The 23,979-nt window shown below is 52.2% G+C and carries 21 protein-coding genes; 12 read left to right on the top strand and 9 right to left on the bottom strand.

Features of this window, described 5'->3' with window-relative positions:
• Positions 1 to 11: 11 nt before the first annotated feature.
• Positions 12 to 1,385, bottom strand: coding sequence for a PhoH family protein (locus BZG73_RS03860; RefSeq protein ID WP_046074270.1), 1,374 nt, complete (start codon positions 1,383 to 1,385; stop codon positions 12 to 14).
• 315 nt (positions 1,386 to 1,700) lie between these two features.
• Between BZG73_RS03860 and rapA the strand changes: the two genes are divergently transcribed.
• The 3 genes from rapA to BZG73_RS03875 all read left to right on the top strand — a co-directional run bounded on the left by rapA (position 1,701) and on the right by BZG73_RS03875 (position 6,433).
• Positions 1,701 to 4,610 (top strand): RNA polymerase-associated protein RapA, encoded by a 2,910-nt coding sequence (gene rapA / locus BZG73_RS03865; RefSeq protein ID WP_077667648.1) that lies wholly within the window; start codon positions 1,701 to 1,703, stop codon positions 4,608 to 4,610.
• 39 nt (positions 4,611 to 4,649) lie between these two features.
• Complete coding sequence (gene rluA, locus BZG73_RS03870) at positions 4,650 to 5,393, top strand: bifunctional tRNA pseudouridine(32) synthase/23S rRNA pseudouridine(746) synthase RluA (protein ID WP_077667649.1); 744 nt, start codon at positions 4,650 to 4,652, stop codon at positions 5,391 to 5,393.
• A gap of 68 nt (positions 5,394 to 5,461) precedes the next feature.
• A complete protein-coding gene (locus tag BZG73_RS03875; RefSeq protein WP_077667650.1) occupies positions 5,462 to 6,433 on the top strand; it encodes a D-2-hydroxyacid dehydrogenase in 972 nt (323 codons plus the stop codon).
• Positions 6,434 to 6,445: 12 nt separating this feature from the next.
• On the opposite strand, the gene djlA is transcribed toward BZG73_RS03875, so the two are convergent.
• A complete protein-coding gene (djlA, locus tag BZG73_RS03880) occupies positions 6,446 to 7,267 on the bottom strand; it encodes a co-chaperone DjlA (RefSeq protein WP_046074274.1) in 822 nt (273 codons plus the stop codon).
• Positions 7,268 to 7,421: 154 nt separating this feature from the next.
• Here djlA and lptD point away from each other — a divergent pair, with 154 nt between their 5' ends.
• The 6 genes from lptD to apaH are packed head-to-tail and all read left to right on the top strand — an operon-like array spanning position 7,422 to position 14,116.
• Positions 7,422 to 9,746 (top strand): LPS assembly protein LptD, encoded by a 2,325-nt coding sequence (gene lptD / locus BZG73_RS03885; RefSeq protein ID WP_077667651.1) that lies wholly within the window; start codon positions 7,422 to 7,424, stop codon positions 9,744 to 9,746.
• A gap of 53 nt (positions 9,747 to 9,799) precedes the next feature.
• Positions 9,800 to 11,095: a peptidylprolyl isomerase SurA gene (gene surA, locus BZG73_RS03890; protein ID WP_046074276.1), complete on the top strand. Its 1,296-nt coding sequence runs from the start codon at positions 9,800 to 9,802 to the stop codon at positions 11,093 to 11,095.
• A complete protein-coding gene (gene pdxA / locus BZG73_RS03895) occupies positions 11,085 to 12,077 on the top strand; it encodes a 4-hydroxythreonine-4-phosphate dehydrogenase PdxA (protein ID WP_077667652.1) in 993 nt (330 codons plus the stop codon). The genes surA and pdxA overlap by 11 nt, the downstream gene beginning before the upstream one ends.
• The gene (gene rsmA / locus BZG73_RS03900) at positions 12,067 to 12,873 is read left to right on the top strand and encodes a 16S rRNA (adenine(1518)-N(6)/adenine(1519)-N(6))-dimethyltransferase RsmA (protein WP_077606389.1); all 807 of its coding nucleotides are present in this window, start codon (positions 12,067 to 12,069) and stop codon (positions 12,871 to 12,873) included. Before pdxA ends, rsmA begins: the two co-directional genes overlap by 11 nt.
• A 14-nt stretch (positions 12,874 to 12,887) precedes the next feature.
• Positions 12,888 to 13,271 (top strand): Co2+/Mg2+ efflux protein ApaG, encoded by a 384-nt coding sequence (apaG, locus tag BZG73_RS03905; protein WP_046074279.1) that lies wholly within the window; start codon positions 12,888 to 12,890, stop codon positions 13,269 to 13,271.
• Positions 13,272 to 13,288: 17 nt separating this feature from the next.
• Positions 13,289 to 14,116, top strand: coding sequence for a bis(5'-nucleosyl)-tetraphosphatase (symmetrical) ApaH (apaH, locus tag BZG73_RS03910; RefSeq protein WP_077667653.1), 828 nt, complete (start codon positions 13,289 to 13,291; stop codon positions 14,114 to 14,116).
• Here apaH and folA read toward each other — a convergent pair.
• The 6 genes from folA to rplU form a co-directional block, all read right to left on the bottom strand.
• On the bottom strand, positions 14,113 to 14,595 hold the full coding sequence (gene folA / locus BZG73_RS03915; RefSeq protein ID WP_046074281.1) for a type 3 dihydrofolate reductase: 483 nt from the start codon (positions 14,593 to 14,595) through the stop codon (positions 14,113 to 14,115). The two genes, apaH and folA, sit on opposite strands and share 4 nt — an antisense overlap.
• Positions 14,596 to 14,612: 17 nt before the next feature.
• Complete coding sequence (locus BZG73_RS03920; RefSeq protein ID WP_046074282.1) at positions 14,613 to 15,077, bottom strand: threonine/serine exporter family protein; 465 nt, start codon at positions 15,075 to 15,077, stop codon at positions 14,613 to 14,615.
• On the bottom strand, positions 15,074 to 15,853 hold the full coding sequence (locus tag BZG73_RS03925; RefSeq protein WP_077606390.1) for a threonine/serine exporter family protein: 780 nt from the start codon (positions 15,851 to 15,853) through the stop codon (positions 15,074 to 15,076). Before BZG73_RS03925 ends, BZG73_RS03920 begins: the two co-directional genes overlap by 4 nt.
• 145 nt (positions 15,854 to 15,998) lie before the next feature.
• On the bottom strand, positions 15,999 to 17,159 hold the full coding sequence (gene cgtA, locus BZG73_RS03930; RefSeq protein ID WP_046074284.1) for an Obg family GTPase CgtA: 1,161 nt from the start codon (positions 17,157 to 17,159) through the stop codon (positions 15,999 to 16,001).
• 217 nt (positions 17,160 to 17,376) lie between these two features.
• Positions 17,377 to 17,634 (bottom strand): 50S ribosomal protein L27, encoded by a 258-nt coding sequence (gene rpmA / locus BZG73_RS03935; protein WP_046074285.1) that lies wholly within the window; start codon positions 17,632 to 17,634, stop codon positions 17,377 to 17,379.
• Between the two features lie 18 nt (positions 17,635 to 17,652).
• Complete coding sequence (gene rplU / locus BZG73_RS03940; protein ID WP_046074286.1) at positions 17,653 to 17,964, bottom strand: 50S ribosomal protein L21; 312 nt, start codon at positions 17,962 to 17,964, stop codon at positions 17,653 to 17,655.
• A gap of 367 nt (positions 17,965 to 18,331) precedes the next feature.
• On the opposite strand from rplU, the gene ispB reads away from it, so the two are divergent.
• Positions 18,332 to 19,303: an octaprenyl diphosphate synthase gene (gene ispB, locus BZG73_RS03945; RefSeq protein WP_077667654.1), complete on the top strand. Its 972-nt coding sequence runs from the start codon at positions 18,332 to 18,334 to the stop codon at positions 19,301 to 19,303.
• Between the two features lie 74 nt (positions 19,304 to 19,377).
• On the opposite strand, the gene mdh is transcribed toward ispB, so the two are convergent.
• Complete coding sequence (mdh, locus tag BZG73_RS03950; RefSeq protein ID WP_046074288.1) at positions 19,378 to 20,316, bottom strand: malate dehydrogenase; 939 nt, start codon at positions 20,314 to 20,316, stop codon at positions 19,378 to 19,380.
• A gap of 306 nt (positions 20,317 to 20,622) precedes the next feature.
• Between mdh and argR the strand changes: the two genes are divergently transcribed.
• Positions 20,623 to 21,093 (top strand): transcriptional regulator ArgR, encoded by a 471-nt coding sequence (argR, locus tag BZG73_RS03955; protein ID WP_046074289.1) that lies wholly within the window; start codon positions 20,623 to 20,625, stop codon positions 21,091 to 21,093.
• Positions 21,094 to 21,385: 292 nt separating this feature from the next.
• A complete protein-coding gene (locus BZG73_RS03960; protein ID WP_077667655.1) occupies positions 21,386 to 23,956 on the top strand; it encodes a TRAP transporter permease in 2,571 nt (856 codons plus the stop codon).
• The last annotated feature ends 23 nt before the right edge of the window (positions 23,957 to 23,979 follow it).

Consider the following 23,979-nt stretch of genomic DNA (forward strand, 5'->3'; position numbering starts at 1 on the left):
CCTGATATCCACTACAAATTCTCTTCGGCAAATTCAGCCAACCGACTACGCACCACGCCATTGAGGTATACGCACGCACTGCCCTCAAAGTTTTTAAACCGCTCGACAATGTAAGTTAGCCCTGATGTCACTGGGGTTAAATACGAAGAATCAATTTGCGCTAAGTTCCCCGAGCACACCAGCTTGGTTCCCTCCCCACATCGGGTGATAATGGTTTTAAGCTGAGAGGCAGTCAGGTTTTGGCACTCATCCAAAATGACAAACGCGTTTTGAATCGAACGACCACGCATAAAGTTAATCGATTTAAACTGTAGATTGGCTTTCTCCATGATGTACCGCATCGAGCCATCAGTGCACTCGTCATGCATGTGCAAYGCTTCTAGCGTGTCGGTGACGGCCCCAAGCCAAGGCAACATTTTCTCTTCTTCAGTGCCCGGTAAAAAGCCGATCGACTCGCCAATATCTGGGGTATTGCGGGTCACGATAATCTTGTCATACATCCCTTTTTCGACCACTTGTTCAAGGGCCGCTGCCATCGCCAGAATGGTTTTACCACAGCCCGCCGGACCGGTGAGGATCGCCAAGTCAATGCTCGGATCCAGCAACGCATCCATTGCCATGCCTTGGTAGATATTTTTCGGTTTCACATCCCACGCGGCGCGATGCATTAATCGCTCTCGGCTCAGATCTTTAATCACCGCTTTATCGCCATCAATGGCTTGCACTCGCGCAGCAAAATCGTCACTGTCATCCAACAGGTATTGATTAACAAACGGGGTATCGAGGAGCTCGGAGGGCAACGTATGTAAGGTCTCTGTGCCATAGGCTTGACTATTGCACTCCCCCACTTTATCCCAAAAGCTACCTTCAAATTGGTGGAAACCCTTGGTCAACAATCGTACATCATCAATCAACTGGTCGGTGCGATAATCCTCCACATGCATCACCCCCGCCCCTTTAGCGCGCAGACGCATATTGATGTCTTTGGTCACCAACACCACTTTACGTGGCGAGCGTTTGGTTTGTAGATATAACACCGCATTGAGTATTCGGTTATCACCCGCTTTATCCGCGAAGGCATGGACCGTTTCTTTGATCTCAAAATCAGCGAGAATCGATACCGTGCCAGTGGCATCCCCTTTGCCAACGGCAATACCCTCGCCAATTTCGTCAGGAGTAGCCTCTTTAAAAATATCTTCCAAGGCGCGGATCGCCACACGCGCATCCCGTGAGACATCACGCTTGCTGTCTTTGATGCGGTCAAGTTCTTCGAGGACAGTCATGGGGATCACGACATCGTGTTCTTGGAAAGAGTAAATCGAGAAAGGCTCGTGGAGGAGAATATTAGTATCAAGTACAAACAGCTTCCGGTCGGCGTCGCCCATAGGCACCTCCTGTGTCGGCAGTTCACTGTCGGTGACAGCGCTTAAAATAAGCGTAGACCTGGCCGTTGGGATGCGCCCAACTTGTTTTACTGCGCCAGCTCACGCTTTTATCTTTGCCGCCCATTAATGACGTTTGTATGTCAGCGTGACCTTTGATGCGATTCGTTGAGTTTCATCGTGACCCTCCTCACAAGTTCGAGTACTATTGGCGGCCAATTTTTTCAGTGCCACACTGAATAGCAGAGTATTTAAACGACGCTGTATTGAATGGCGTCGCGTCTTTCGACAATCGAGTTAATTCAGAGGTTTTCCCCTATGTCATTTGCGCTTGGACAACGTTGGATCAGTGATACGGAACATGATCTTGGACTCGGCACTGTGGTGTCCGTTGATGGCCGTACCGTGACCCTAATGTTTCCTGCTAGTGATGAAACACGGCTGTACGCCAGCCATGATGCGCCCGTGACTCGGGTGATGTTCAATCCCGGCGATGAGGTGGAAAGTCACGAAGGCTGGACCATGACCGTCTCACGCGTTGAGGAAAACGATGGGGTATTGACCTATTACGGCCAGCGTTCCGACACAGGGGAAGATGAGGTCGCACTGCGTGAGATCTTACTCAGCCACCAAATTCGCTTTAACAAGCCGCAAGACAAACTGTTTGCAGGCCAACTCGATCGTATGGACCGTTTTGCCCTGCGTTATCGCGCTCTGACCAACCAATATCAGCAATTGCGCAGCCCGCTACGCGGCTTAACTGGTATGCGTGCTGGCCTGATCCCCCATCAGCTTTATATTGCCCATGAAGTCGGTCGTCGTCATGCTCCACGCGTGCTGCTCGCCGACGAAGTGGGGTTGGGGAAAACCATTGAGGCAGGAATGATTATCCACCAGCAGGTGCTGGCTGGCCGTGCGGAACGTGTGCTGATTGTGGTACCCGAAACCCTGCAGCACCAGTGGCTGGTGGAGATGATGCGCCGCTTTAATCTGCATTTCTCCATTTTCGATGAAGAGCGCTGTGTCGAGGCTTTTGCCGACGCCCCCAACCCCTTTGATACCCAACAGTTGGTATTGTGCTCACTCGAGTTTCTGCGCAAAAACCGCCGCCGGGTGGAACAAGTCTGTGATACCCACTGGGATCTACTGGTGGTTGACGAAGCCCATCACTTAACTTGGACGCCGGAGGCACCGAGTCGAGAATATCAAATCGTTGAGAGCATTGCCGAACATACGCCGGGCGTGTTGCTACTTACCGCCACGCCAGAGCAACTGGGCCAACAAAGCCATTTTGCTCGCTTGCGCCTGCTCGACCCCGACCGTTTCTATGATTACGACGTCTTTGTCGAAGAAGCACAACAATACGCGCCCGTGGCTGAGGCCGTTGAGGCGCTGCTGAGTGATACCCCACTGACCGACGCGGCACAAGCTGGGATACGTCAGCTATTGCAACACGAAGATCTGTCAGCACGTTTAGCCCAAGTGCACAGTGATAACGCAGAAGAGAACGCTCAGGCGCGCCAACAATTGATTGATGATCTTATGGACCGTCACGGCACCGGGCGTGTGTTATTTCGCAATACCCGAGCGGCAATCAGTGGCTTCCCCAGCCGCCAACTGCGTATGCACCCACTCGCGCTACCCAGTCAATATCAAACTGCCATGCGAGTCGCTGGCATGATGGGTAGCACCGGCTCAAGCGAACAAAAGGCCGTGCAAAACCTATACCCAGAAGATATCTATCAACAGTTTGAAGGGGATAGCGCGAGCTGGTGGGGCTTTGATCCACGTATTGACTGGCTGCTGGATTACTTAAAGGCCCATCGCAGCGAGAAGGTGCTGATTATTTGCTCGCGGGCGCAAACCGCACTGACTCTGGAGCAAGCACTGCGTGAGCGCGAAGGCATTCGCGGTACCGTATTCCATGAAGGCATGTCGATTGTCGAGCGTGACAAAGCCGCGGCTTACTTTGCCCAAGAAGAAGGGGGCGCTCAGGTCTTGATCTGCTCGGAAATTGGCTCTGAGGGGCGCAACTTCCAATTTGCCCATCAGCTGGTAATGTTCGACTTACCGATGAATCCCGACTTACTCGAGCAGCGTATTGGCCGCCTTGACCGTATTGGCCAGACGCAAGATATTGCCATTCATGTCCCGTACCTTGAAGGCACCGCGCAAACCATTTTGGCACGCTGGTATCACGAAGGCTTGGACGCGTTTGAAGATACTTGCCCCACGGGCCGAGCGGTGTTTGAACAATACGGCGAGACCCTCCTGGCCTTGTTGGCCGCCAACCAACAAGATGATGCGCTGACGACCCTTATTCACGACAGTGCCACCATGAACCAACGGCTAAAAGCGGAAATGGAGCAAGGCCGCGATAAACTGCTAGAAATGCACTCTCACGGTGGGGAAGCCGCCAACCAACTGGCAAACACCATTGCTGAGCAGGATGGTGATACCAACTTAGTCACCTTTACCTTGGGGCTGTTTGATACTATCGGTGTCAATCAAGATGACAAAGGGGAAAATGCCTTGGTGGTCAAACCGTCTGAACACATGATGGTGCCCAGCTACCCAGGGCTACCTGCCGACGGCTGTACCATCACCTTTGACCGCGATACTGCATTGAGTCGCGAAGATGTCCAGTTTGTGTCTTGGGAGCACCCCATTGTTCGCGGCGGCATTGATTTGCTGCTGAGCGAAAACATCGGCACCACCGCGGTATCACTGCTTAAAAACAAGTCACTGCCGGTCGGCACGCTGTTTGTCGAGCTTATCTACACCATTGACGCCCAAGCTCCGAAATCGAGCGGTATCCACCGCTTTTTACCGCAAACACCCGTGCGACTGTTGCTTGATACCAATGGCAATGATCTGTCCGACAATGTCGAGTTTGAAAGCTTTCATCGCCAGCTAAGTCCGGTAAACCGCCACCTTGGCAGTAAAATGGTCAACTCAGTACAAAGCCAGATCCACAATCTGATTGAAAAAAGCGAGCCACTGGCAGAAAAAGCCCTCGGTGAGATCCAAACCCGGGCGCTCCAAGAAATGGAAACCGAGCTCCAACAAGCCTTAGCGCGTTTAGAGGCGCTGAAAACGGTCAATCCGAATATTCGTGATGATGAGCTAGACGCATTACGCGAGCAGATAAGCACCTTGTCGCACCATATTCAGCACGCACAAATTGAACTCGATGCGCTGCGCCTTGTTGTGGTTAGCCACCAATAAACCAAAGTGAGACGGGGCCCGGCGGCCCCGATAAACCCTATGGCAATGACTGAATACCATCCACCGACAGACCCTTGGTTAGACATCCTCTATCAAGATGCGGATCTGGTGGTGATCAACAAACCCAGTGGTTTGCTGGCCAACCCTGGTCGCAATCCCGAGCATTACGACAGCGCATGGTCGCGCGTGAAAGCCGCGTTTCCCTCCGCCGAGCTGGTTCACCGCTTAGACATGTCCACCTCAGGGGTGATGGCCTTTGCCGCCCATAAAGAAGCAGAGCGCAACCTTAAAGCGCAGTTTCGCGACCGCGTCCCCACCAAACTCTATTATGCGGAAGTGTGGGGACAACCCGACAGCCATGACGGCATCATTGACTTGCCGCTGATTTGTGACTGGCCCAACCGCCCGCGTCAGAAAGTGTGCTTTGAACATGGCAAGCCATCACAAACCCACTACCGTTGCTTGCAAGCCTCACCATCTACCTGCTTGATGGCCCTGTACCCGTTGACGGGACGCTCGCACCAACTGCGTGTGCATATGCAGTCTATAGGGCACAGCATTGTCGGCGATGAATTTTATGCCTGCCCGGATGCGCTCGCCTATACCCATCGACTGCACCTCCATGCTGCCGAGCTCAGCCTGCTGCATCCGGCCACCGGTGAAACGATCCATTTTCAGGCTCCCTGTGATTTTTACCCCACGATGCCCGACAACCGCTTGGCCAATGAGTATCAATTGGCCGTACCACTTGCGAGCACAACGACGGATTCACAGGCCAGCTAGCTGAAACCATTGCACAACATCGCGATATCTCGCACCCTAGAGCCATGGATTGAGACTCGGAGATCAACATGGCTCAGCACGACCCCGTCAATATCGTCTTTCTCGACCGCAACACTATCCCAGCGCATATTGTCCTGCCCACGCCCCAGTATCCACATCACTGGCAAGCCTACGGTGAAACGCAACCCAGCGATGTGATCGCGCGCTTACAAGACGCTGATATCGCCATTACCAACAAGGTGGTGATCGATGAGACGGTGCTTACCGCCTGCCCGAAACTCAAACTGATTGCGGTGGCCGCAACAGGGGTAAACAATGTCGACTTGGCGGCCTGCCAAGCGCATGGTGTACAAGTATGCAATGTGCAAGGCTATGCCACTCAGTCGGTGCCTGAGCATGTCATTGCCATGATTTTTGCCCTCAAGCGCCAGCTCCTCGGCTATCACCAAGATGTCCAAAATGGCGAATGGCAAAAGCAAGGACAGTTCTGCTTTTTCACCCACCCTATTGGCAGTGTGGCCGGCAGTACATTGGGGATCATTGGAAAAGGTGCATTGGGCGAGGCCGTCGCACAACTTGCGCGCGCAGTAGGAATGAAGGTGGTTTTCGCCGAGCACCGTGGTGCACAGGCATGCCGACCTGGTTATCTGCCTTTTGAACACGTGCTATGCCAATCAGATGTGCTCTCCTTACATTGCCCACTCACCGATAACACCCATCATCTTATCGACCAAGACACGCTGGCGTTGATGCCAGAGCATGCCATATTGATCAACACCGGACGTGGCGGCTTAGTCAACGAGACCGCGCTGCTACACGCGCTAGAAACGGGTCAAATTGGCGGTGCTGGATTGGATGTGCTGAGTGAAGAGCCGGCACCTAACACTCACCCGCTGATCGCCGCATCATTGCCTAACCTGCTGGTCACCCCTCATATCGCATGGGGCGCAGATGAAGCGGTTAACCGTCTCGCCAACCAACTGGTGGATAACATTGATGGCTTTTTAAGCGGATCGCCGCAACATACACTGGTTGACTAACGCACAAGCCCGCTACATATCGCGGGCTTTTTTCACCACATCGTAGGCTTTTTGGATCTCTTGCGCCTTTTCTTTGGCAAGCTCCATCATTTCTGGCGGCAAGCCTTTTGCCATCAATTTATCGGGATGATGCTCATTCATCAGCTTACGGTAGGCTTTTTTCACCTCCTGAGAGGAAGCCGACGCATCAACACCCAGCACATCATAGGCATCATCAATCTCACTTTGCCGTGGTGGTGCGCCCGGCCCATCGGTTTGATGCTGCCAGCCGCCTTGATAACCTTGGCTAAAGCGAAACGCGGCTTCTTGCATCCGTAACCGTTGCTCCAGTTGCTGCGGCGAAAAACCCAGTTTCTCAGCAATCACATAGAGTAGTTCGCGCTCTTTAGGATGTAGCTCGCCGTCAGCAAACGCCGCTTGTATTTGCATTTCCAGAAAGACACGCGACAAATCACGCTGCCCTTGGCTCAAAGCACGAATGCCGTTGAGGGTTTCATCCAGCGGAAAATCACTGTCTTTCCCCTCACGGAATGCCTGCTGAGCCAACTGCCTGGCTTCACCTTGCAGCTGCATTCTGTCCATAAATAAGCTGGCGAGACGAATTTCATCCTGTGTCACCTGCCCTTTGGCTTTGGCGATATGTCCCATCACGGCAAAGGTACCGTGAAAAAAAACACGTTGTGCTTGTGGGCCTTGGGCACCAAAACCGCCGAAACGCGCGCGCTGTTTCGCTTTATCAAACTGATGACCCAAGAAAAGGCCAAGAAGAAAACCGATTGGGCCTCCCAACAATGTGCCGAGAATTGCACCAATTACCTTGCCATTTAGTCGCATGCCATGGTCTCATTGCTAGTTTCACACCCTGAACATTTACAGGTGATGCCGGGCGTAAATTGATTTATGATAATCGCATTTTGCAGCCAAAGCATACTGATGCGTTGCCTTCGTGTACACCACGCAATCAGATAAAACAGGAATGTCTTCTTCAATGTCACCGACTGCACGTAGCTTTTTAGCCACCATGATTAGCCTGGCGCTTTATGGCCCAGCCCTTGTTTTTGCTAATGCGGAATCATCCAACGAACCTTGTCCTGATAGCGAGGCGCGCTGTATTCCAGCAAGTGAGCAAACCCAAGATGTGAACAATGCGCCTATTCGCGTGGTGGCCGATCGCGCGGAAGCGCAAACCAATGAAAAAGCCATCTACAACGGTAATGTCGAGGTGACCCAAGGTCATCGTAAAATGACGGCAGATACCGCGACCTTGCGCGATCCAGAACGGATCGTCACCGCTCAAGGTGATGTGGTGTTCAATGACGGCCAGATGATGGTGACATCGGACTATTTACAAGCCAATTTAGAAAACGAAGACACCACACTCAATAATGCGCAGTACAAGATGCTGTGTACGCCAGGGCGAGGGGAAGCCAAGCGGGTATTTAAAAACGGTACCACCTTCTATGAGCTGGAAGATGGCACCTATACCACCTGTCCGGACGAAGACAAAAGCTGGCGCTTTTCTGCCTCGAAAATAGAAAAAGAAGACAGTAGCTTATTTGCTGATCTTTATCACCCTCGGTTTGAGGTGATGAATGTGCCGATCTTTTATCTGCCATACCTGCGGGTACCCGTTGAAGATGGCCGGCTAACGGGCTTTTTATACCCATCAGTCTCTTGGAGTGATCGCGATGGTATCGAGATGGAAACGCCATTTTATTGGAACATCCATCCGCAACTTGACGCCACGATCACGCCCAAATACATGTCGGAACGGGGTGTGCAGCTCAATACTAAGGTGCGTTATTTAACCCCACTCGGCTCAGGCGCCTTGTACTCAGAATATCTGCCTGATGATCAGCGTAACCCAGATCTTGACGCACGCTGGGGCTTTAACTGGACACACAGCGGCGTACAGGGTCACTGGCGCTACCAAGCCGATTACAGCAAGGTCAGTGACATCACCTACTTCCAAAACATTGACTCGGACGTGGGTAAACGGGAAGACAATACCTTGCTGCAAACCGGTGAAATCAGCTACCGCGGCTTAGATTGGAACAGCACCGTGCGCGTGAGAGATTTCCAACCGCTCACAGAAAATACCAGCGTGTATCGTTTGATGCCGCAAGTCGATTTTAACTACTACGCGCCGCAAGTGGTGCCATGGTTGGATATCAGCGTACCGGCACAATTTAGTGTGTTTGCTAACGACGACCCGAATAAACCAGAAGCAACGCGCACACATCTCGCCCCGACCTTGACCATGCCCTTCACACGCCCTTGGTTTAATGCCACGGCCGAAGCCAGCATGCTCTACACCCATTACGATCAGCGCTTTGACAATGCCATGCCAGATGCCGAGTCGACGGCGACCTTGAGTAAGTCGGTGGAGCGTAAAATCCCAACCGTGCGCTTGCATTCCGGCGTGGTTCTAGAGCGTAACTTTTGGGCGATGGGGGGGCACTTTAGCCAAACGATCGAACCTCAAGTGCAATACTTGTACATCAAAGACGTAGAACAAGGGGATATTTATAACCCCGTCAACTTCAGTGGTGGTGGCTACGATACCGCACGCTTACAAACCGACTACTATGGTTTGTTCCGCGGCAATCAATTTAGCAGCATTGATTATGTTAACCCGGCTAACCAGCTGACTTACGGGGCGACCACTCGTTTTTACGACGGTGGCTATAAAGAGCGACTCAACCTGTCGTTCGGGCAAATTTATTACTTTGATCAGCCGTCAAACCAAGACGCAGAAACCTTTGACTATTCATCGTGGGCGCTCGAAGGGGAAGCGAATATTGATGACTACCTGTTTTTACGGGCATCAATGCAGTACGACAGCAACCTCAGTGAAATGCAATTTGGTAACGTGATTGCCGAGTATCGCCACCAACAATTCTACGCGCAAACCAGTTATCGCTATGTGGCCCAAGAATACATTGAGTCTACCTTGCCTAACCGCGATATCAGCGCACTCACCGATGACGGCCTATCCCAAGCCGGTGTGGTCACAGGCTTCCCATTGTGGGGAGGCCTCAGTTTTAAAGGCCAATACTGGCGCGATCTGACTCAAGACGTGATGCTAGAAAATCAGTTTAGCCTGACCTATCGCTCGGATTGTTGGGTGGTCGGCCTGAGCTATAACGAGTACTTACTCTCGCGCTCTGATATTAATGCAGACCCAGAATACGACAACAACGTGACCCTCTCGTTTAGCCTATTGGGACTGGGAGCTGACAGTGGCTTTAACTTCAACACAGACTCAGGTAATGCGTTGGGTTATCGTAATCCTTTTGCCCTGAAGAACTAACCCGCCATATTGTGGTCTGGACTGTTGAACCTATGAAAAGAAGTGGACAAAGCATGAACAAATGGAGTCACGCCCTCATCACTGGCGTTTTAGTGTTGCTGACCCCTTTAACACAAGCCGCGCCGAAAGCACTCGATCGCGTGATTGCGGTCGTCAATGACGGCGTGGTATTAAAAAGTGATATGACGGCGATGCGTCGTACCGTTACCCTTAATGCCGCCAACAGCGATCGCGAATTGCCGCCGCAAGAGGTGCTTGAAGAGCAGATGCGTGAGCGGCTGATTATTGAGGAGCTACAGCTGCAAGAGGCTAAACGTTTAGGGATCCAGATAGACGACAGCCAATTGCAACAAGCAATTGAAAACATTGCTAAGGAGCAATCGGTTAGCGTACAAGCCCTGCGTGAAAAAATGGCTGAGCAAGGTGTCGCGTGGGCACAATACCGTGAACAAGTGCGTCGTGAGCTCACCATTTCCGAAGCACGTAATGCGCAAGTACGTCGCCGTATTAGTATTTTACCGCAAGAAGTCGAGACGCTCGCTAGCCAACTAAACGAGCAAAAAATGCAAAAAGTGAAATACAAACTTTCGCATATTCAGCTCAAGTTAGACGACGATGCTAGCAAGGCTGAGCGTGAAAGCGTGAAACAGCAAGCTCATCGCTTAGTCGATACTCTACGCCATGACGGGAATGTCGCTGAACTGGCGATGGAATATTCCAAAGGGCCCAAAGCGCTCGACGGCGGTGATTGGGGCTGGTTGCGACGAGAAGAAATGCCCACCATTTTCGCCGACCAGATCACCAACCAAGGTAAAGGGGCGATCATCGGGCCGTTTAGAAGCGGGGTTGGCTTCCATATTCTCAAAATTGACGATGTACAAGGGCTAGAAACGGTCGCGGTCACCGAAGTGAAAGCGCGTCATATCCTGATCAAACCATCGATCGTACTGAGTGATAAAGGCGCGGAGAAAGAGCTCAACCAACTGACGAACCAAATCCGACGTGGTGAGCAAAGTTTTGCCGATCTCGCCAAGCAGTACAGCGACGATCCAGGCTCGGCAGTCAATGGGGGGGATCTAGGTTGGTCAACCACAGATGCCTATGTGCCTGCCTTCAAAGCCAAAGTCGATGCCCTGCCAGAAGGACAAGTCAGCGAGCCGTTTAAAACCGTACATGGCTGGCATATTGTCGAAGTCACCGATCGTCGTGAAGTGGATAAAACCGATGCGGCAGTGAAAAATCGCGCTTACCGCATGCTGTTCAATAGAAAATTCAACGAAGAAGCGCAGGCCTGGCTGCAAGAGCTACGCGCAGGGGCTTACGTCGAGGTGCTCACCGATGACAGCTGAGCGTATCGCGATTACGCCCGGAGAGCCTGCAGGCATCGGGCCTGATCTTGTCTTGGCCATGGCGCTTCATGCCTGGCCTCATCAGCTTGTCGCCGTCGCCAATAAGCAGATGCTGGCTGAGCGCGCCAAGCAGTTAGGGCTAGCCATCAGCTTACGCGACTACGATCCCCGCACTGAGCCGCAAGCACACAAGGCGGGCGAGCTCATTGTCGCAGAGACGCCGACTGGCGCGCCGGTGACGCCCGGGCAACTGGATGAGGCCAACGGCCGCTATGTACTTGATACCCTCACCCGCGCCGCGGAAGGAAACATGAGCGGCGAGTTTGCTGCGATTGTCACCGGTCCGGTTCATAAAGGGATCATCAACCGTGCTGGGGTCTCTTTTAGTGGCCACACCGAGTTTTTCGCCCAGCACGCCAATGTCAATCAAGTCGTGATGATGCTCGCCACTGAGGGGTTACGCGTCGCCTTGGTCACCACCCATATTCCATTGGCCTATGTCTCCAAGGCCATCACCCGTGAGCGCTTGCACGACGTTATCGGCATTTTGCATCAAGACTTACGCGAAAAGTTTGCCATCACACATCCTCGTATTTATGTGTGCGGCCTGAATCCGCATGCTGGTGAAGGGGGCTGTTTAGGAACAGAAGAAATCGACACCATTGAGCCGGCGCTGGATGATCTGCGCCAACAAGGGATGGATTTAGTCGGTCCTTTACCTGCAGACACGCTTTTCCAGGAAAAATACCTGCAAGATGCAGACGCCGTGCTGGCGATGTATCACGACCAGGGCTTACCTGTGTTAAAATTCAAAGGATTTGGCCGCTCAGTGAATATTACCCTGGGTCTGCCTTTTGTCAGAACATCAGTAGATCATGGTACCGCACTGGATTTAGCGGGTACCGGTACGGCGGATACAGGAAGCCTGCGGACGGCCATCTCCCACGCCATTGAATTAGTAGATAGCAAGCATGAGCGATAAAGTCCATCAAGGCCACCGTGCCAGAAAACGTTTCGGACAAAACTTCCTAAACGACCCATATGTCATCGATGGGATAGTGTCAGCCATTAATCCCCAATCCGGCGAGAATCTGGTTGAGATTGGTCCAGGCCTCGGCGCGCTCACCGAGCCCGTCACTGAGCAAGTTGATCACTTAAACGTGGTTGAGCTTGACCGTGATCTTGCCGCACGCCTACGCAGTCATCCATTTATGGGGCGCAAACTCACGGTCCATGAGGCCGATGCCATGGCGTTTGATTTTGCCGAGCTTGCCAAGCAAGGTCCACTGCGGATTTTTGGTAACCTGCCATACAATGTCTCTACACCGTTAATGTTCCATCTGTTCTCGTTTGCCGATCAAGTGCAAGATATGCACTTTATGTTGCAAAAAGAGGTGGTTAACCGTCTGGCTGCAGGCCCGGGCACCAAAGCATATGGGCGTCTCACTGTGATGGCACAATACTACTGCCAAGTCATCCCTGTATTGGAAGTGCCACCGAGTGCCTTTAAACCCGCACCGAAAGTGGACTCTGCCGTTGTCCGTCTGGTGCCACACAAAACCCTGCCACATCCAGTCACCAATTTGTCATGGTTGGAGCGCGTGTGTCGTGAAGGTTTTAATCAGCGTCGCAAAACCATACGTAACTGTTTTAAATCATTAGTCAGCACGGACACCTTGACCGAGCTCGGTATCGACCCCAGCTTACGTCCTGAGCACATGACTTTGGCGCAGTTCTCCCGCTTAGCTAACTGGTTAGACGCCAATCACTCATCATAAACAGGAGCCTTGATTTGCAAGCCACTGAACAATCGCAATTCGAGATTCACGTCGCGACCCAATACGTGGAAGACCAATCAGAGCCTGACAATGAGCGTTTTGTCTTCTCTTATACCGTCACCATTGAAAACCGCGGCGATGCCCCTGCGCAACTTATGCGCAGAAAATGGCTCATTACCGATGCCAATGGTAAAGAGCTAGAAATAGAAGGAGAAGGCGTTGTCGGCGAGCAACCCAAGATTGCCGCGGGGGAAAAATACACCTACACCAGTGGCACCATCATCGAGACCCCTGTGGGTGTGATGCAAGGTTTTTATACCATGCAAGGTCAAGACGATCAGTCATTTAAAGTCGACATCGCACCGTTTCGTCTCGCGCTGCCAAACATTCTCCACTAACCCCAACAGGGAGGCATATGGCGACCTATCTTGTCGGGGATATCCATGGCTGTGAGCGCACATTAGATGCGCTTCTCACCCAAGTCGGGTTTGCCCCAGATAAAGACACTTTATACTCAGTTGGGGATTTGGTCGCACGTGGGCCAGATTCCCTTGGCGTATTACGTTACTTTTATCAGCTCGGTGACGCAGCTCAGGTTGTCTTGGGTAACCATGACTTACATTTGCTGGCCGTTGCCCATGGCATAAAACCGGTCAAAGCCAAAGACAACACCCAGCCCATTCTCGATGCGCCAGATAGGGAGCATCTCCTCGGCTGGCTTTCTCAGCAACCGCTTCTGATGGATGTCTCCGCGCCAGACGGTGGCTTTTTACTCACCCATGCCGGGGTTAGCCCGCAATGGGATAAAAAGACAGCGATCGCCTGTGCTCGCGAGGTAGAAGCGATATTGCGCAGTGATGATCAGCGCTGGTTGCTAGAAAACATGTATGCCGACAGCCCCGATCAGTGGGATCCAACACTCACCGGGCTTGACCGCTATCGCTATATCATCAATAGCTTTACCCGCATGCGTTTTTGTTTCCCAGATGGCCGCCTTGATATGCAATGCAAATTGCCGCCCAACCAGGCCGAAGACAGTGGTTTGTTACCTTGGTTTGAGGTACCGGCGCGCCAGCCGCTTGATCAGTCGGTGGTGTTTGGCCATTGGGCGGCGTTAAATGGCACCATCCAGCCCAAGCTTTATGGGCTAGATACTGGGTGCGTCTGGGGCGGTAAGCTCACGCTCCTTCGTTGGGAAGATAAAGCCTGCTTTACGTTAGCGGCAGATAATAGCGCCACTTAGGCACGATCCCAGACAGTAAAAGTGACGGGGTAGGCGTTTTTTTCATCCACAGGATGGGCGCCGACCTCTGTTTTCACCCATCCTTCTCCCCACTGCGGGAAGCGGGTGTCGCCGTCGACGTCGAGATCGATAAAGGTCAGGTACAAACGGTCAGCTCGGGGCAAAAACGCCTGATAAATGGTACCGCCACCAATCACCATGACCTCCTCATACTCGACCACGGTTTCAAGCGCTTGCTCTGGCGAGCTCACCACTGTGACGCCCTCTGGCTGAAAATCAGGGTCGCGGCTGATCACAATGTTCGGTCGTTTGGGCAGCGGACGACCAATCGACTCAAAGGTTTTACGCCCCATCACCACAGGGTGACCAAGGGTGGTGCGTTTAAACCACGCTAAATCCGCCGGCAAATGCCACGGCATTTGGTTATTCTTGCCAATCACTCGATCGTTTGCCATCGCAGCAACTAAACTGATGCGCATTCTAGGTGCCTTTTTCCTTAAATCACTGGTCGGCGACGATAAAACAATAACCCGGGCATCGCAAGACCAATGGCCAATGCCGAGAGAATAAAGCCGGCTGTGGTGAGGTTTTCGATAAGGCTCGCCCATAAAGCAGGGCTATAGCCTTGATTGTTGATGGTTACCAACGCAATCATCGCTTTAAACGCGTAAACGCCGGGGATCATCGGGATGATCGCTGCCACGGTAAACACCTTGGGATGCGCCAAAAAGCGCTGCGACCAGTACACACCTAAAAAGCCAATCGTGGTCGCCCCTGCCAGCGTGGCCCATTCAATGGCGACACCAGACTCCATCAGTAAAAAGCGTAAGCCATGCCCCACGGCACCGCCATAAGCACAGTATTTGAGCGCCTTAACCGGTACATTGAACACTAATGCAAACCCCACCGCAGGGATCATGGCAAAAAACATATCTTCCAGTAAGGCGAGCAATAAACTCATAACCATCCCCACGCCCCCACGAGACTCATAGCACCGACAATGCCTAATGCTGTTGCCAAGGTGAGCAAGGATGCCATCGTCCAGCGTGCGATACCCATATCGACAAAGCCTTTGACCATGTCTGATACCGCATTTATCAACGGGTAGCCAGGTACCAACATTAAGACTGATGAGGCCATGATGAGGAAGGGTTCATTGCCCCAATGCATTATGGTCCCCACACTGGATATCAAGGTGGTGACCATGGCGGTGACCGCGAAGGTGAGAAGCGGATTAAATTGACGGTGAGCTATCAACTGGCGTACCCGCATACCGGTGGCAGAGGCGATAAACGTGAGTGCAAACACCACCGCATCACCGCCCGCTAAACGACTAAAGGCCGCACACGATAACCCTATCATCCCCACCACGAGCCAAGGTGGGTAACGAAAGGGCTCAATCCGGCTCAAGCGCTTACGTACCGCCAAGGCGTCGAGGATCCCTTTCTCGGCCAAAATGACCGTGCGCTGGATATCGGTCACCACTTTCATATTAATCCCGCGATCGGGACAACGCCTGGCGGTGGTAATGCAGTGACCTTGACTGAGTGTGGTGACCACTAAGGAGCTCGCCGATAACGCCAGTTCAACGCTATCGAGCCCTAGCGCCCGCCCTAAACGGATGCTCACATCACTGACGAGTTTACTTTCCGCACCATGCTGTAATAGCCGCTGGCCGACTTCAATCACCAGACGCGATATGACCCGTTGCTCTGGTTCGGTTAACCGCTTTCCCACCTCAAAAATCCCTCTTCGTTGCGCTTATCTACTCGCAGTATTCACCACAGCGTCATCTCGGTCTTTGATGCAAATAAAGTTGTGCTCAGATTATCGCCACGTCGGAGATAAAAAAAGCCGCTACAACAGTAACGGCTTTATAAGATTAAGGCTTGTAGATGATCTCGACATCGTAGTCGTCTTCGTTCCAGTCGTCCCAATCATCGTCGTCATCACTTTGATTGAGCTGCTGTTCGTGGTGATCATCCCACTTAAACGCCACTGTCTCATCTTCCGGCTCAACTTCAGGTTTCGGCGCGGGTAGCGCTTCAATCGACGCCATCAGATCGTAAATAAGCGGTTGGACGTTCGCTTTATTAATCGCAGATATCGCATAGTATTTGTCATCCCACGCCAATGCCTCAAGCACGCGGTCAATCTGCGCCTGCGCCTCGTCTTCCGGCATCAAATCCACTTTATTAAACACCAACCAACGCGGTTTATCCGCCAGCTTTTCGCTGTATTGGTTCAGCTCATCAATAATGGTGAACGCGTTATCGACCGGATCGGTACCATCCACGGGCAGCAAGTCAATCATGTGCAATAAGACGCGGCAACGCTCTAGGTGCTTCAAGAAGCGGATACCCAACCCAGCGCCATCCGCCGCACCTTCAATCAGGCCTGGAATATCGGCCACCACAAAGCTCTTGTCAGCCGCTACACGGACCACGCCTAAGCTTGGCACCAAGGTGGTAAAAGGATAATCAGCCACTTTCGGTTTCGCCGCGGATACCGCACGAATAAAGGTGGATTTACCCGCATTCGGCAAGCCCAACATCCCCACATCAGCCAACAGCAACAACTCCAAACGCAGCTGACGAACTTCGCCTTTGGTTCCCATGGTTTTTTGTCGTGGGGCGCGGTTGATGGACGACTTAAATCGGGTATTGCCTAAGCCGTGAAACCCGCCTTTGGCCACCATTACCTGCATGCCATGCTCGGTTAAATCGGCAATCACTTCACCGGTATCTTCATCGATGGCGCGCGTGCCCACCGGAACATTCAGCACCAAGTCGTCGCCCCGTTTACCGGTACAGTTGCCACCGCGACCGTTTTCGCCACGAGCCGCAGAATGAAAGCGCTCAAACTGGTAATCGATCAGGGTATTCAGGTTTTCGTCGGCCAGCAGATAGACGTCACCACCATCGCCGCCATCACCGCCATCTGGGCCCCCTTTAGGGACATATTTTTCCCGCCGGAAGCTAACGGTGCCATTGCCCCCGTCTCCGGCATCGACGCGAATAATCGCTTCATCTACAAACTTCATGCTAACTTCTCCGCACCAATCGCTAAAACGCACGTTTATTGCAATTAGTTTTATCCCAGATTAGTGAATGGCGATCTTATCGATCTTAGGATCATTTTTCTGTTTTGACCGCTTTTCTGTGCTGCTCTGATCAGACGCTCACTGACCGGTGATCACCAGACACAATAAAAAGCCCCGCCAAAAGGCAGGGCTTCAAAAATTCGCTTGGCGTTGAAGCTTATTCAGCTTCGATAGTAACGAATTTACGGTTATGACGACCTTTGGTCTCAAATTTCACTTTGCCATCAGACAGAGCGAATAGAGTGTGGTCTTTACCGCAACCTACGTTATTGCCTGCGTGGAATTTAGTACCACGTTGACGAACGATGATGTTACCTGCTAGTACAGACTCACCACCGAAGCGTTTAACACCTAGGCGTTTACTTTCTGAATCGCGGCCGTTTTTAGTAGAACCGCCAGCTTTTTTGTGTGCCATCTCTTCTCTCTCCTACTCTTAAGCGCTGATGCCAGTGATTTTGACTTCAGTGAACCACTGACGGTGGCCCATGTGCTTGCGAGAATGTTTACGACGACGGAACTTAACGATATTCACTTTATCGCCGCGACCGTGAGTAACAACTTCTGCTGTTACTTTTGCACCGCTAACAAAAGGCGCGCCAACTTTAACGTCTTCGCCGTTTGCCACTAGCAATACTTTGTCAAGTTCTACACTTGCGCCAGTTTCAACGTCTAGCTTTTCCAAGCGAATAGTCTGGCCTTCGCTTACTCGGTGTTGCTTACCACCACTTTGGAAAACTGCGTACATGTTTTACTCCGCATTTCCGCACGGCCTGCTGCATTATTGAGCAACAAGGGGTGCGCATATAATTCATCAATAGGGCGCGAATTCTACGGCAGAAATTGATTTGAGGCAAGAGGGGAAAGCAAGAAAATTGGTGAAAAGGTGCTCAGCATTAATTCCCGCACATTTTCCCTGTGTGAGCGCTATCTCGTCGCCTGTTATCTGGTGTACTATGCGAAGCTAAATACCCGCTCTGGTGCCGATACTGACGAAGGTTTCACGCCATTCTGAACGTATTAACATGCAATATTTCGCCTCTTGCTGCTAGTGAGTTGTGATTTATTTCGTTAGCTCGGCAGGCAAGTAACTAGGACAACGCCCGGATATATTCATGGATTTCAAATCAATCCAAGCCTTAATTAGTGACGACATGGCGCAGGTCGATCAAAAGATCCTCGCCCAGCTAAACTCTGATGTCGCGCTAATCAATCAGCTCGGCTTTTACATCGTCAATAGCGGTGGTAAACGACTGCGCCCGATGCTCGCTGTATTAGCGGCGCGTGCGCTTGGTTATCACGGTGACAAACATACCACCGCCGCCGCGTTTATTGAGTTTATTCACACCGCCACCTTGCTCCATGATGACGTGGTCGATGAATCCGATTTGCGTCGCGGTAACGCAACGGCCAATGCCTTGTTTGGTAATGCGGCCAGTGTGTTAGTCGGTGACTACATTTATACCCGCTCGTTTCAAATGATGACCAGCCTGCGCTCGTTACGCATTCTGGATTTAATGAGTGAGGCTACCAATGTGATTGCTGAGGGGGAAGTGCTGCAATTGATGAATTGTAACGACCCTGATACCACAGAAACCAGTTACATGCAGGTGATCTACTCTAAAACGGCGCGCTTGTTTGAATCAGCCACCCAGATTGGCGCGATTCTTAACGAGGCGGACGCGGAGACGGAGAAAGCCCTTCAAGACTATGGCCGTTACCTCGGGACGGCGTTCCAGTTAATTGATGATGTGATTGACTACACCAGCGCTGACGATGAAATGGGTAAGCAAACGGGCGATGATCTCGCCGAAGGCAAACCGACATTGCCTTTGTTGTACGCCATGCAACATGGGTCTGAGGCAGAGTCGGCGATGATTCGTGCCGCCATCGAAAAAGGCAATGGCCGCGATAAACTCGAGGCGATTCTGGCCTGTATGGACGCCTGCGGCTCTCTCGCCTATACGCGAAAACGTGCCGAGCAGGAATCAGAAAAAGCGATCCGTGCGCTCGATACGCTGCCAGATACCCCGTATAAACACGCCTTAGTGGCGTTGGCGCATTTAGCAGTTGACCGCAACACCTAGCTCAATATAAGCCCCTAGCCAAAATAAAAAGCGGCGCTGTTGCGCCGCTTCTCTCACCAATGTCGAATTGCCCACTATTTTGCCGCGAACTCTTCGCCCATTTTAATATCTTTACGCAACGTTTCTAGCATCTTGTCCATCGCTTGTTGCTCATAGGCACTGAGCTCACCGATGCTTAGGATCTCGTCGACCCCTTCTTTGCCTAGACGTACGGGTTGAGCAAAGAAACGGGCATGCTCGCCACTGCCTTCAACGTACGCGCATTCCACCACGTTTTGTTCGCCTTGCAGGGCACGGACCAGCGATAGACCAAAACGGCATGCAGCCTGACCCATCGACAAGGTCGCAGAACCACCACCGGCTTTGGCTTCCACCACTTCGGTGCCAGCGTTTTGAATGCGTGGAGTCAAGGCTTCAACCTCTTCTTGGCTAAACGTCACCCCTTTTACTTGTGACAATAGCGGCAGAATGGTCACGCCCGAGTGGCCACCGATAACAGGAATAGACACTTCACGTGGATCCATGCCTTTCAGCTCACCGATAAAGGCTTCAGAGCGGATCACATCCAGCGTGGTCACGCCAAACAGTTTGTTTTTGTCATACACGCCCTTGGCTTTCAGTACATCCGCGGCAATCGCCACCGTGGTGTTCACTGGGTTAGTGATAATGCCTACGCAGGCTTTTGGACAGACATCGGCGATTTTTTCCGCCAATGACTTAACAATCCCAGCATTTACATTGAACAAGTCAGAGCGATCCATACCCGGCTTACGGGCCACCCCCGCAGAGATTAATACCACATCAGCCCCATCAAGTGCTGGCGTTGGGTCTTCGCCGCTGTAGCCTTTGATGGTGACCGGCGTGGGGATATGACTGAGGTCAACCGCCACACCTGGCGTAACAGGAGCGATATCATACAAAGCCAGGTCGGAACCGGCTGGTAAATTGTTTTTTAGCAGTAGGGCTAGAGCCTGACCAATGCCTCCCGCGGCGCCAATCACAGCAACTTTCATGTCGTTCTCCTTTCGATATTTCTTATAGTCCGGATCCGGTCCGGCTTCTGTTCGGGCACAAATCGCCCATCAATGGTGCGAACTGTTGCTTCATCATATGCCCGCCCCTACCCCCACTCAAGCCTCAGGCGGTGATGATCAGCCTAAGCTCTCATTTTTTCGCTCTCCCTTTATCCCACCCTTTCGTTGTCGCGGGGTGTCTGGTCAGCAACAGTGATATTGTCGCCATTTTACACCCTCAGTGATTGCCCCTCGTTGCATGTATATGCAAAATAGCCACTCGTTTGTCATTGCGAGTCTGCCGTCATGCGTAACTCAGAAAAACAAGACCAATTGGTTCGAGCGTTTAAAGCGATCCTCAAAGAAGAAAAGTTCAGTTCTCAGGGTGAGATTGTCGAAGCCCTACGTGCTCAAGGATTTGAGGGCATCAACCAGTCGAAAGTATCACGCATGTTGACCAAGTTCGGCGCTGTGCGTACCCGCAACGCCAAAATGGAAATGGTCTATTGCTTACCGATTGAACTCGGTGTCCCAACCACTGGCAGCGCCTTGCGCGAGCTCGTGATGGAAATTGACTATAATGAGGCTGTGGTGGTGATCCATACGGGGCCAGGGGCGGCGCAACTCATCGCTCGCCTACTTGACTCTCTGGGCAAGGCTGAAGGTATCCTAGGAGCAGTGGCTGGAGACGACACCATCTTTATCACACCCACCCGCGGTACCAGCACAGAAGCCTTATTTGAGGCCGTGTGTGATCTCTTTGAATATCATTATTGATTCCTTTATCAGGCAGCGTGAAGCCGCTGCCTACCTGCCCTGTCTTACTTTTGAGTCGCCACAACGAAAGCAAAAGCGATAACATCGTTTTAATTTTTTGATACCCCTCTGTTACTATCTGCTTTTAGCTGCCACACACTGTTCACGCTTTCGTTAAACGTCAATTATACTGCGAACGTAGCAGTGGGCTGCAGACAGGCGAGTCGCTCATGGAGAGTGACGCAACCGGGTATGCATTTCTCGGGACACTGTAGCCGCATCAGCGGTGCATATGATAATAAGGACAAACTGCATGACGAAGACACATCAATCGTCTCCTGATGTGCAAGACATGGTGGCGCAAGCAGACACAGGCGCACGATCACCGCATGGACTATCAGGACGTATTCTTTGGCTGGTACCACTTTGCTGGTCCCTTTTTCAGCTTTGGTATGCGTCACCGCTACCTTTTGCGCTCGACTTTGGCGTACTCAATAATACCGAAGCACGTTCGCTCCATTTAGCGTTCGCAATGTTTTTGGCTTATACCGCTTATCCCGCGCGTAAAACCTCACCCCGTGATCGCGTTCCCTTGCTCGATTGGGTTTTTGCGCTCGTAGGTAGTTTAGCCGCAGGTTATCTCTTCCTTTTTTACAATCAGCTTGCTGATCGCGCTGGTGCTTACACCTCGTTTGATATCACGGTTGCCGCCATCGGCATGATTCTGATGTTGGAAGCAACACGCCGCGCCCTTGGCCCTCCATTGATGGTGGTGGCTGGTGTCTTCTTACTCTACACCTTTGCCGGCCCCTACATGCCGGATGTCATCGCTCACAAAGGGGCAAGCTTGAACAAAGCCATGTCACACTTGTGGCTGACGACTGAAGGCGTCTTTGGCGTAGCACTGGGGGTATCTACCTCTTTCGTCTTTCTGTTTGTGCTCTTTGGCGCACTCCTCGACCGTGCCGGCGCCGGTGGCTATTTTATTAAAGTGGCCTTCTCACTATTAGGCCATATGCGCGGCGGTCCTGCGAAAGCCGCGGTCGTGGCCTCTGGCCTCTCAGGCTTGGTCTCGGGCTCATCGATTGCCAACGTCGTCACCACCGGGACTTTCACCATTCCACTGATGAAACGCGTGGGTTTCCCGAGCCATAAAGCCGGGGCGGTGGAAGTTGCCGCGTCGACCAATGGCCAGCTGACTCCGCCGATTATGGGCGCTGCCGCATTCTTGATGGTGGAATACGTGGGGATTTCCTACGTCGAGGTGATTAAAGCCGCGCTACTTCCTGCACTGATCTCTTATATTGCGCTGATTTACATCGTGCACCTAGAGGCCTGTAAAGCCGGTATGGAAGGCTTACCACGCCGCCATACCAGCACGGTATTACAAAAACTGTTCTCATTCATGACGGTATTTGTCGGCTTGCTGGTGCTCAGCGCCGCGGTTTACTACGGCATTGGTTGGACCAAGGATGTGTTTGGCGCCATGGCAACCGTAGTCATCGGTATCCTCACCTTGGTGGCTTATGTACTTTTAGTACGCTACTCCGCCCAGTATAAATCGCAAGCAGCGGAAGACCCCGCGGCGGCCGATTTGTCCGAAGTGCCAGAGCCGGGCCCCACCGTGCGTTCAGGCTTGTACTACCTGCTGCCAATCGGCGTATTGGTATGGTGCTTGACCGTCGAGCGCTTCTCGCCAGGCCTGTCTGCGTTTTGGGCGACTGTGTTTATGATTTTTATCATTCTCACCCAGCGCCCGCTGATTGCCTACTTCAACCAGCGTAACAACTTTAAAGAAGAGATCCGTGACGGGGTGACAGACTTAGCCGAGGCCTTTGTTACTGGTGCGCGCAACATGATCGGTATCGGTGTCGCCACCGCAGCGGCCGGGATCGTGGTGGGTACGGTGACACTCACCGGTATCGGCTTGGTAATGACAGACTTCGTCGAGTTCATCTCCGGCGGTAACATCTTCCTGATGCTGCTGTTCACCGCGGTCATCAGCTTGCTATTAGGGATGGGGCTGCCGACTACCGCCAACTATATCGTGGTCTCCACCCTGATGGCGCCGGTCATTGTTACCTTAGGTGCACAACAAGGGCTGATCATTCCACTGATCGCGGTGCACTTATTTGTGTTCTACTTTGGTATCCTTGCCGATGACACGCCCCCGGTGGGGCTGGCTGCCTTTGCGGCGGCAGCGATCGCTAAATCCGACCCCATCCGCACCGGTGTGCAAGGTTTCACCTACGATATTCGCACCGCCATCCTGCCATTTATGTTTATCTTCAACACTCAGTTGTTGTTGCTCGATCTCGATGGCCCCTTCCACCTGATTTTGACCATTGTGTCGGCGACAATAGCCATGCTGGCTTTCTCTGCCGCGACACAAGGTTGGTGGATGACCAAGAACAAATGGTGGGAAACCGCGCTGCTGTTGTTAATCACCTTCTCCCTCTTCCGCCCAGGGTTTTGGTGGGACGAAGTGTATCCACCGACCACCAGCTTCCCAGGCACAGAGATCACCCGTGTAGCGGAGCAGCTACCAGAAGGAAAGCCGCTGCAGCTTGAAGTGGAAGGGGAAAACTTCTTTGGTGAGCAAGTCTCCAAACACGTGGTTCTGCCCGTGGATCATAGCCTTGAAAGCGGTGAAGCCCGCATTAACGACACAGGCTTAATGCTTCGTGAGGAAGATGACAAGTTGTTGGTGGATATGATCCAGTTTGGCAGTGACGCTGACAAAGCGGGCATCGATTTTGACTGGCAAATCAAAACGGTGACGGTTGATAATGTCCGTCCATGGAAAGAGTGGGTGTTTGTCCCCACCCTCTTGCTATTGGCATTGTTGGGGTGGAATCAACGCCGTCGTATTCGCCAAGCCTAATAACAGGGGGACGTGTGTAACAC

This window comes from Salinivibrio siamensis, from assembly GCF_001996005.1.
In the GTDB taxonomy this organism is placed as follows: Bacteria; Pseudomonadota; Gammaproteobacteria; order Enterobacterales; family Vibrionaceae; genus Salinivibrio; species Salinivibrio siamensis.

Excerpts from the sequence above, each read along its gene's own strand:
- rapA (WP_077667648.1), top strand. The coding sequence starts at position 1,701 with ATGTCATTTGCGCTTGGACAACGTTGGATCAGTGATACGGAACATGAT.
- rluA (WP_077667649.1), top strand. The coding sequence starts at position 4,650 with ATGGCAATGACTGAATACCATCCACCGACAGACCCTTGGTTAGACATC.
- BZG73_RS03875 (WP_077667650.1), top strand. The coding sequence starts at position 5,462 with ATGGCTCAGCACGACCCCGTCAATATCGTCTTTCTCGACCGCAACACT.
- djlA (WP_046074274.1), bottom strand. The coding sequence starts at position 7,267 with ATGCGACTAAATGGCAAGGTAATTGGTGCAATTCTCGGCACATTGTTG.
- lptD (WP_077667651.1), top strand. The coding sequence starts at position 7,422 with ATGTCACCGACTGCACGTAGCTTTTTAGCCACCATGATTAGCCTGGCG.
- surA (WP_046074276.1), top strand. The coding sequence starts at position 9,800 with ATGAACAAATGGAGTCACGCCCTCATCACTGGCGTTTTAGTGTTGCTG.
- pdxA (WP_077667652.1), top strand. The coding sequence starts at position 11,085 with ATGACAGCTGAGCGTATCGCGATTACGCCCGGAGAGCCTGCAGGCATC.
- rsmA (WP_077606389.1), top strand. The coding sequence starts at position 12,067 with ATGAGCGATAAAGTCCATCAAGGCCACCGTGCCAGAAAACGTTTCGGA.
- apaH (WP_077667653.1), top strand. The coding sequence starts at position 13,289 with ATGGCGACCTATCTTGTCGGGGATATCCATGGCTGTGAGCGCACATTA.
- folA (WP_046074281.1), bottom strand. The coding sequence starts at position 14,595 with ATGCGCATCAGTTTAGTTGCTGCGATGGCAAACGATCGAGTGATTGGC.
- BZG73_RS03920 (WP_046074282.1), bottom strand. The coding sequence starts at position 15,077 with ATGAGTTTATTGCTCGCCTTACTGGAAGATATGTTTTTTGCCATGATC.
- cgtA (WP_046074284.1), bottom strand. The coding sequence starts at position 17,159 with ATGAAGTTTGTAGATGAAGCGATTATTCGCGTCGATGCCGGAGACGGG.
- rpmA (WP_046074285.1), bottom strand. The coding sequence starts at position 17,634 with ATGGCACACAAAAAAGCTGGCGGTTCTACTAAAAACGGCCGCGATTCA.
- rplU (WP_046074286.1), bottom strand. The coding sequence starts at position 17,964 with ATGTACGCAGTTTTCCAAAGTGGTGGTAAGCAACACCGAGTAAGCGAA.
- ispB (WP_077667654.1), top strand. The coding sequence starts at position 18,332 with ATGGATTTCAAATCAATCCAAGCCTTAATTAGTGACGACATGGCGCAG.
- mdh (WP_046074288.1), bottom strand. The coding sequence starts at position 20,316 with ATGAAAGTTGCTGTGATTGGCGCCGCGGGAGGCATTGGTCAGGCTCTA.
- argR (WP_046074289.1), top strand. The coding sequence starts at position 20,623 with ATGCGTAACTCAGAAAAACAAGACCAATTGGTTCGAGCGTTTAAAGCG.
- BZG73_RS03960 (WP_077667655.1), top strand. The coding sequence starts at position 21,386 with ATGACGAAGACACATCAATCGTCTCCTGATGTGCAAGACATGGTGGCG.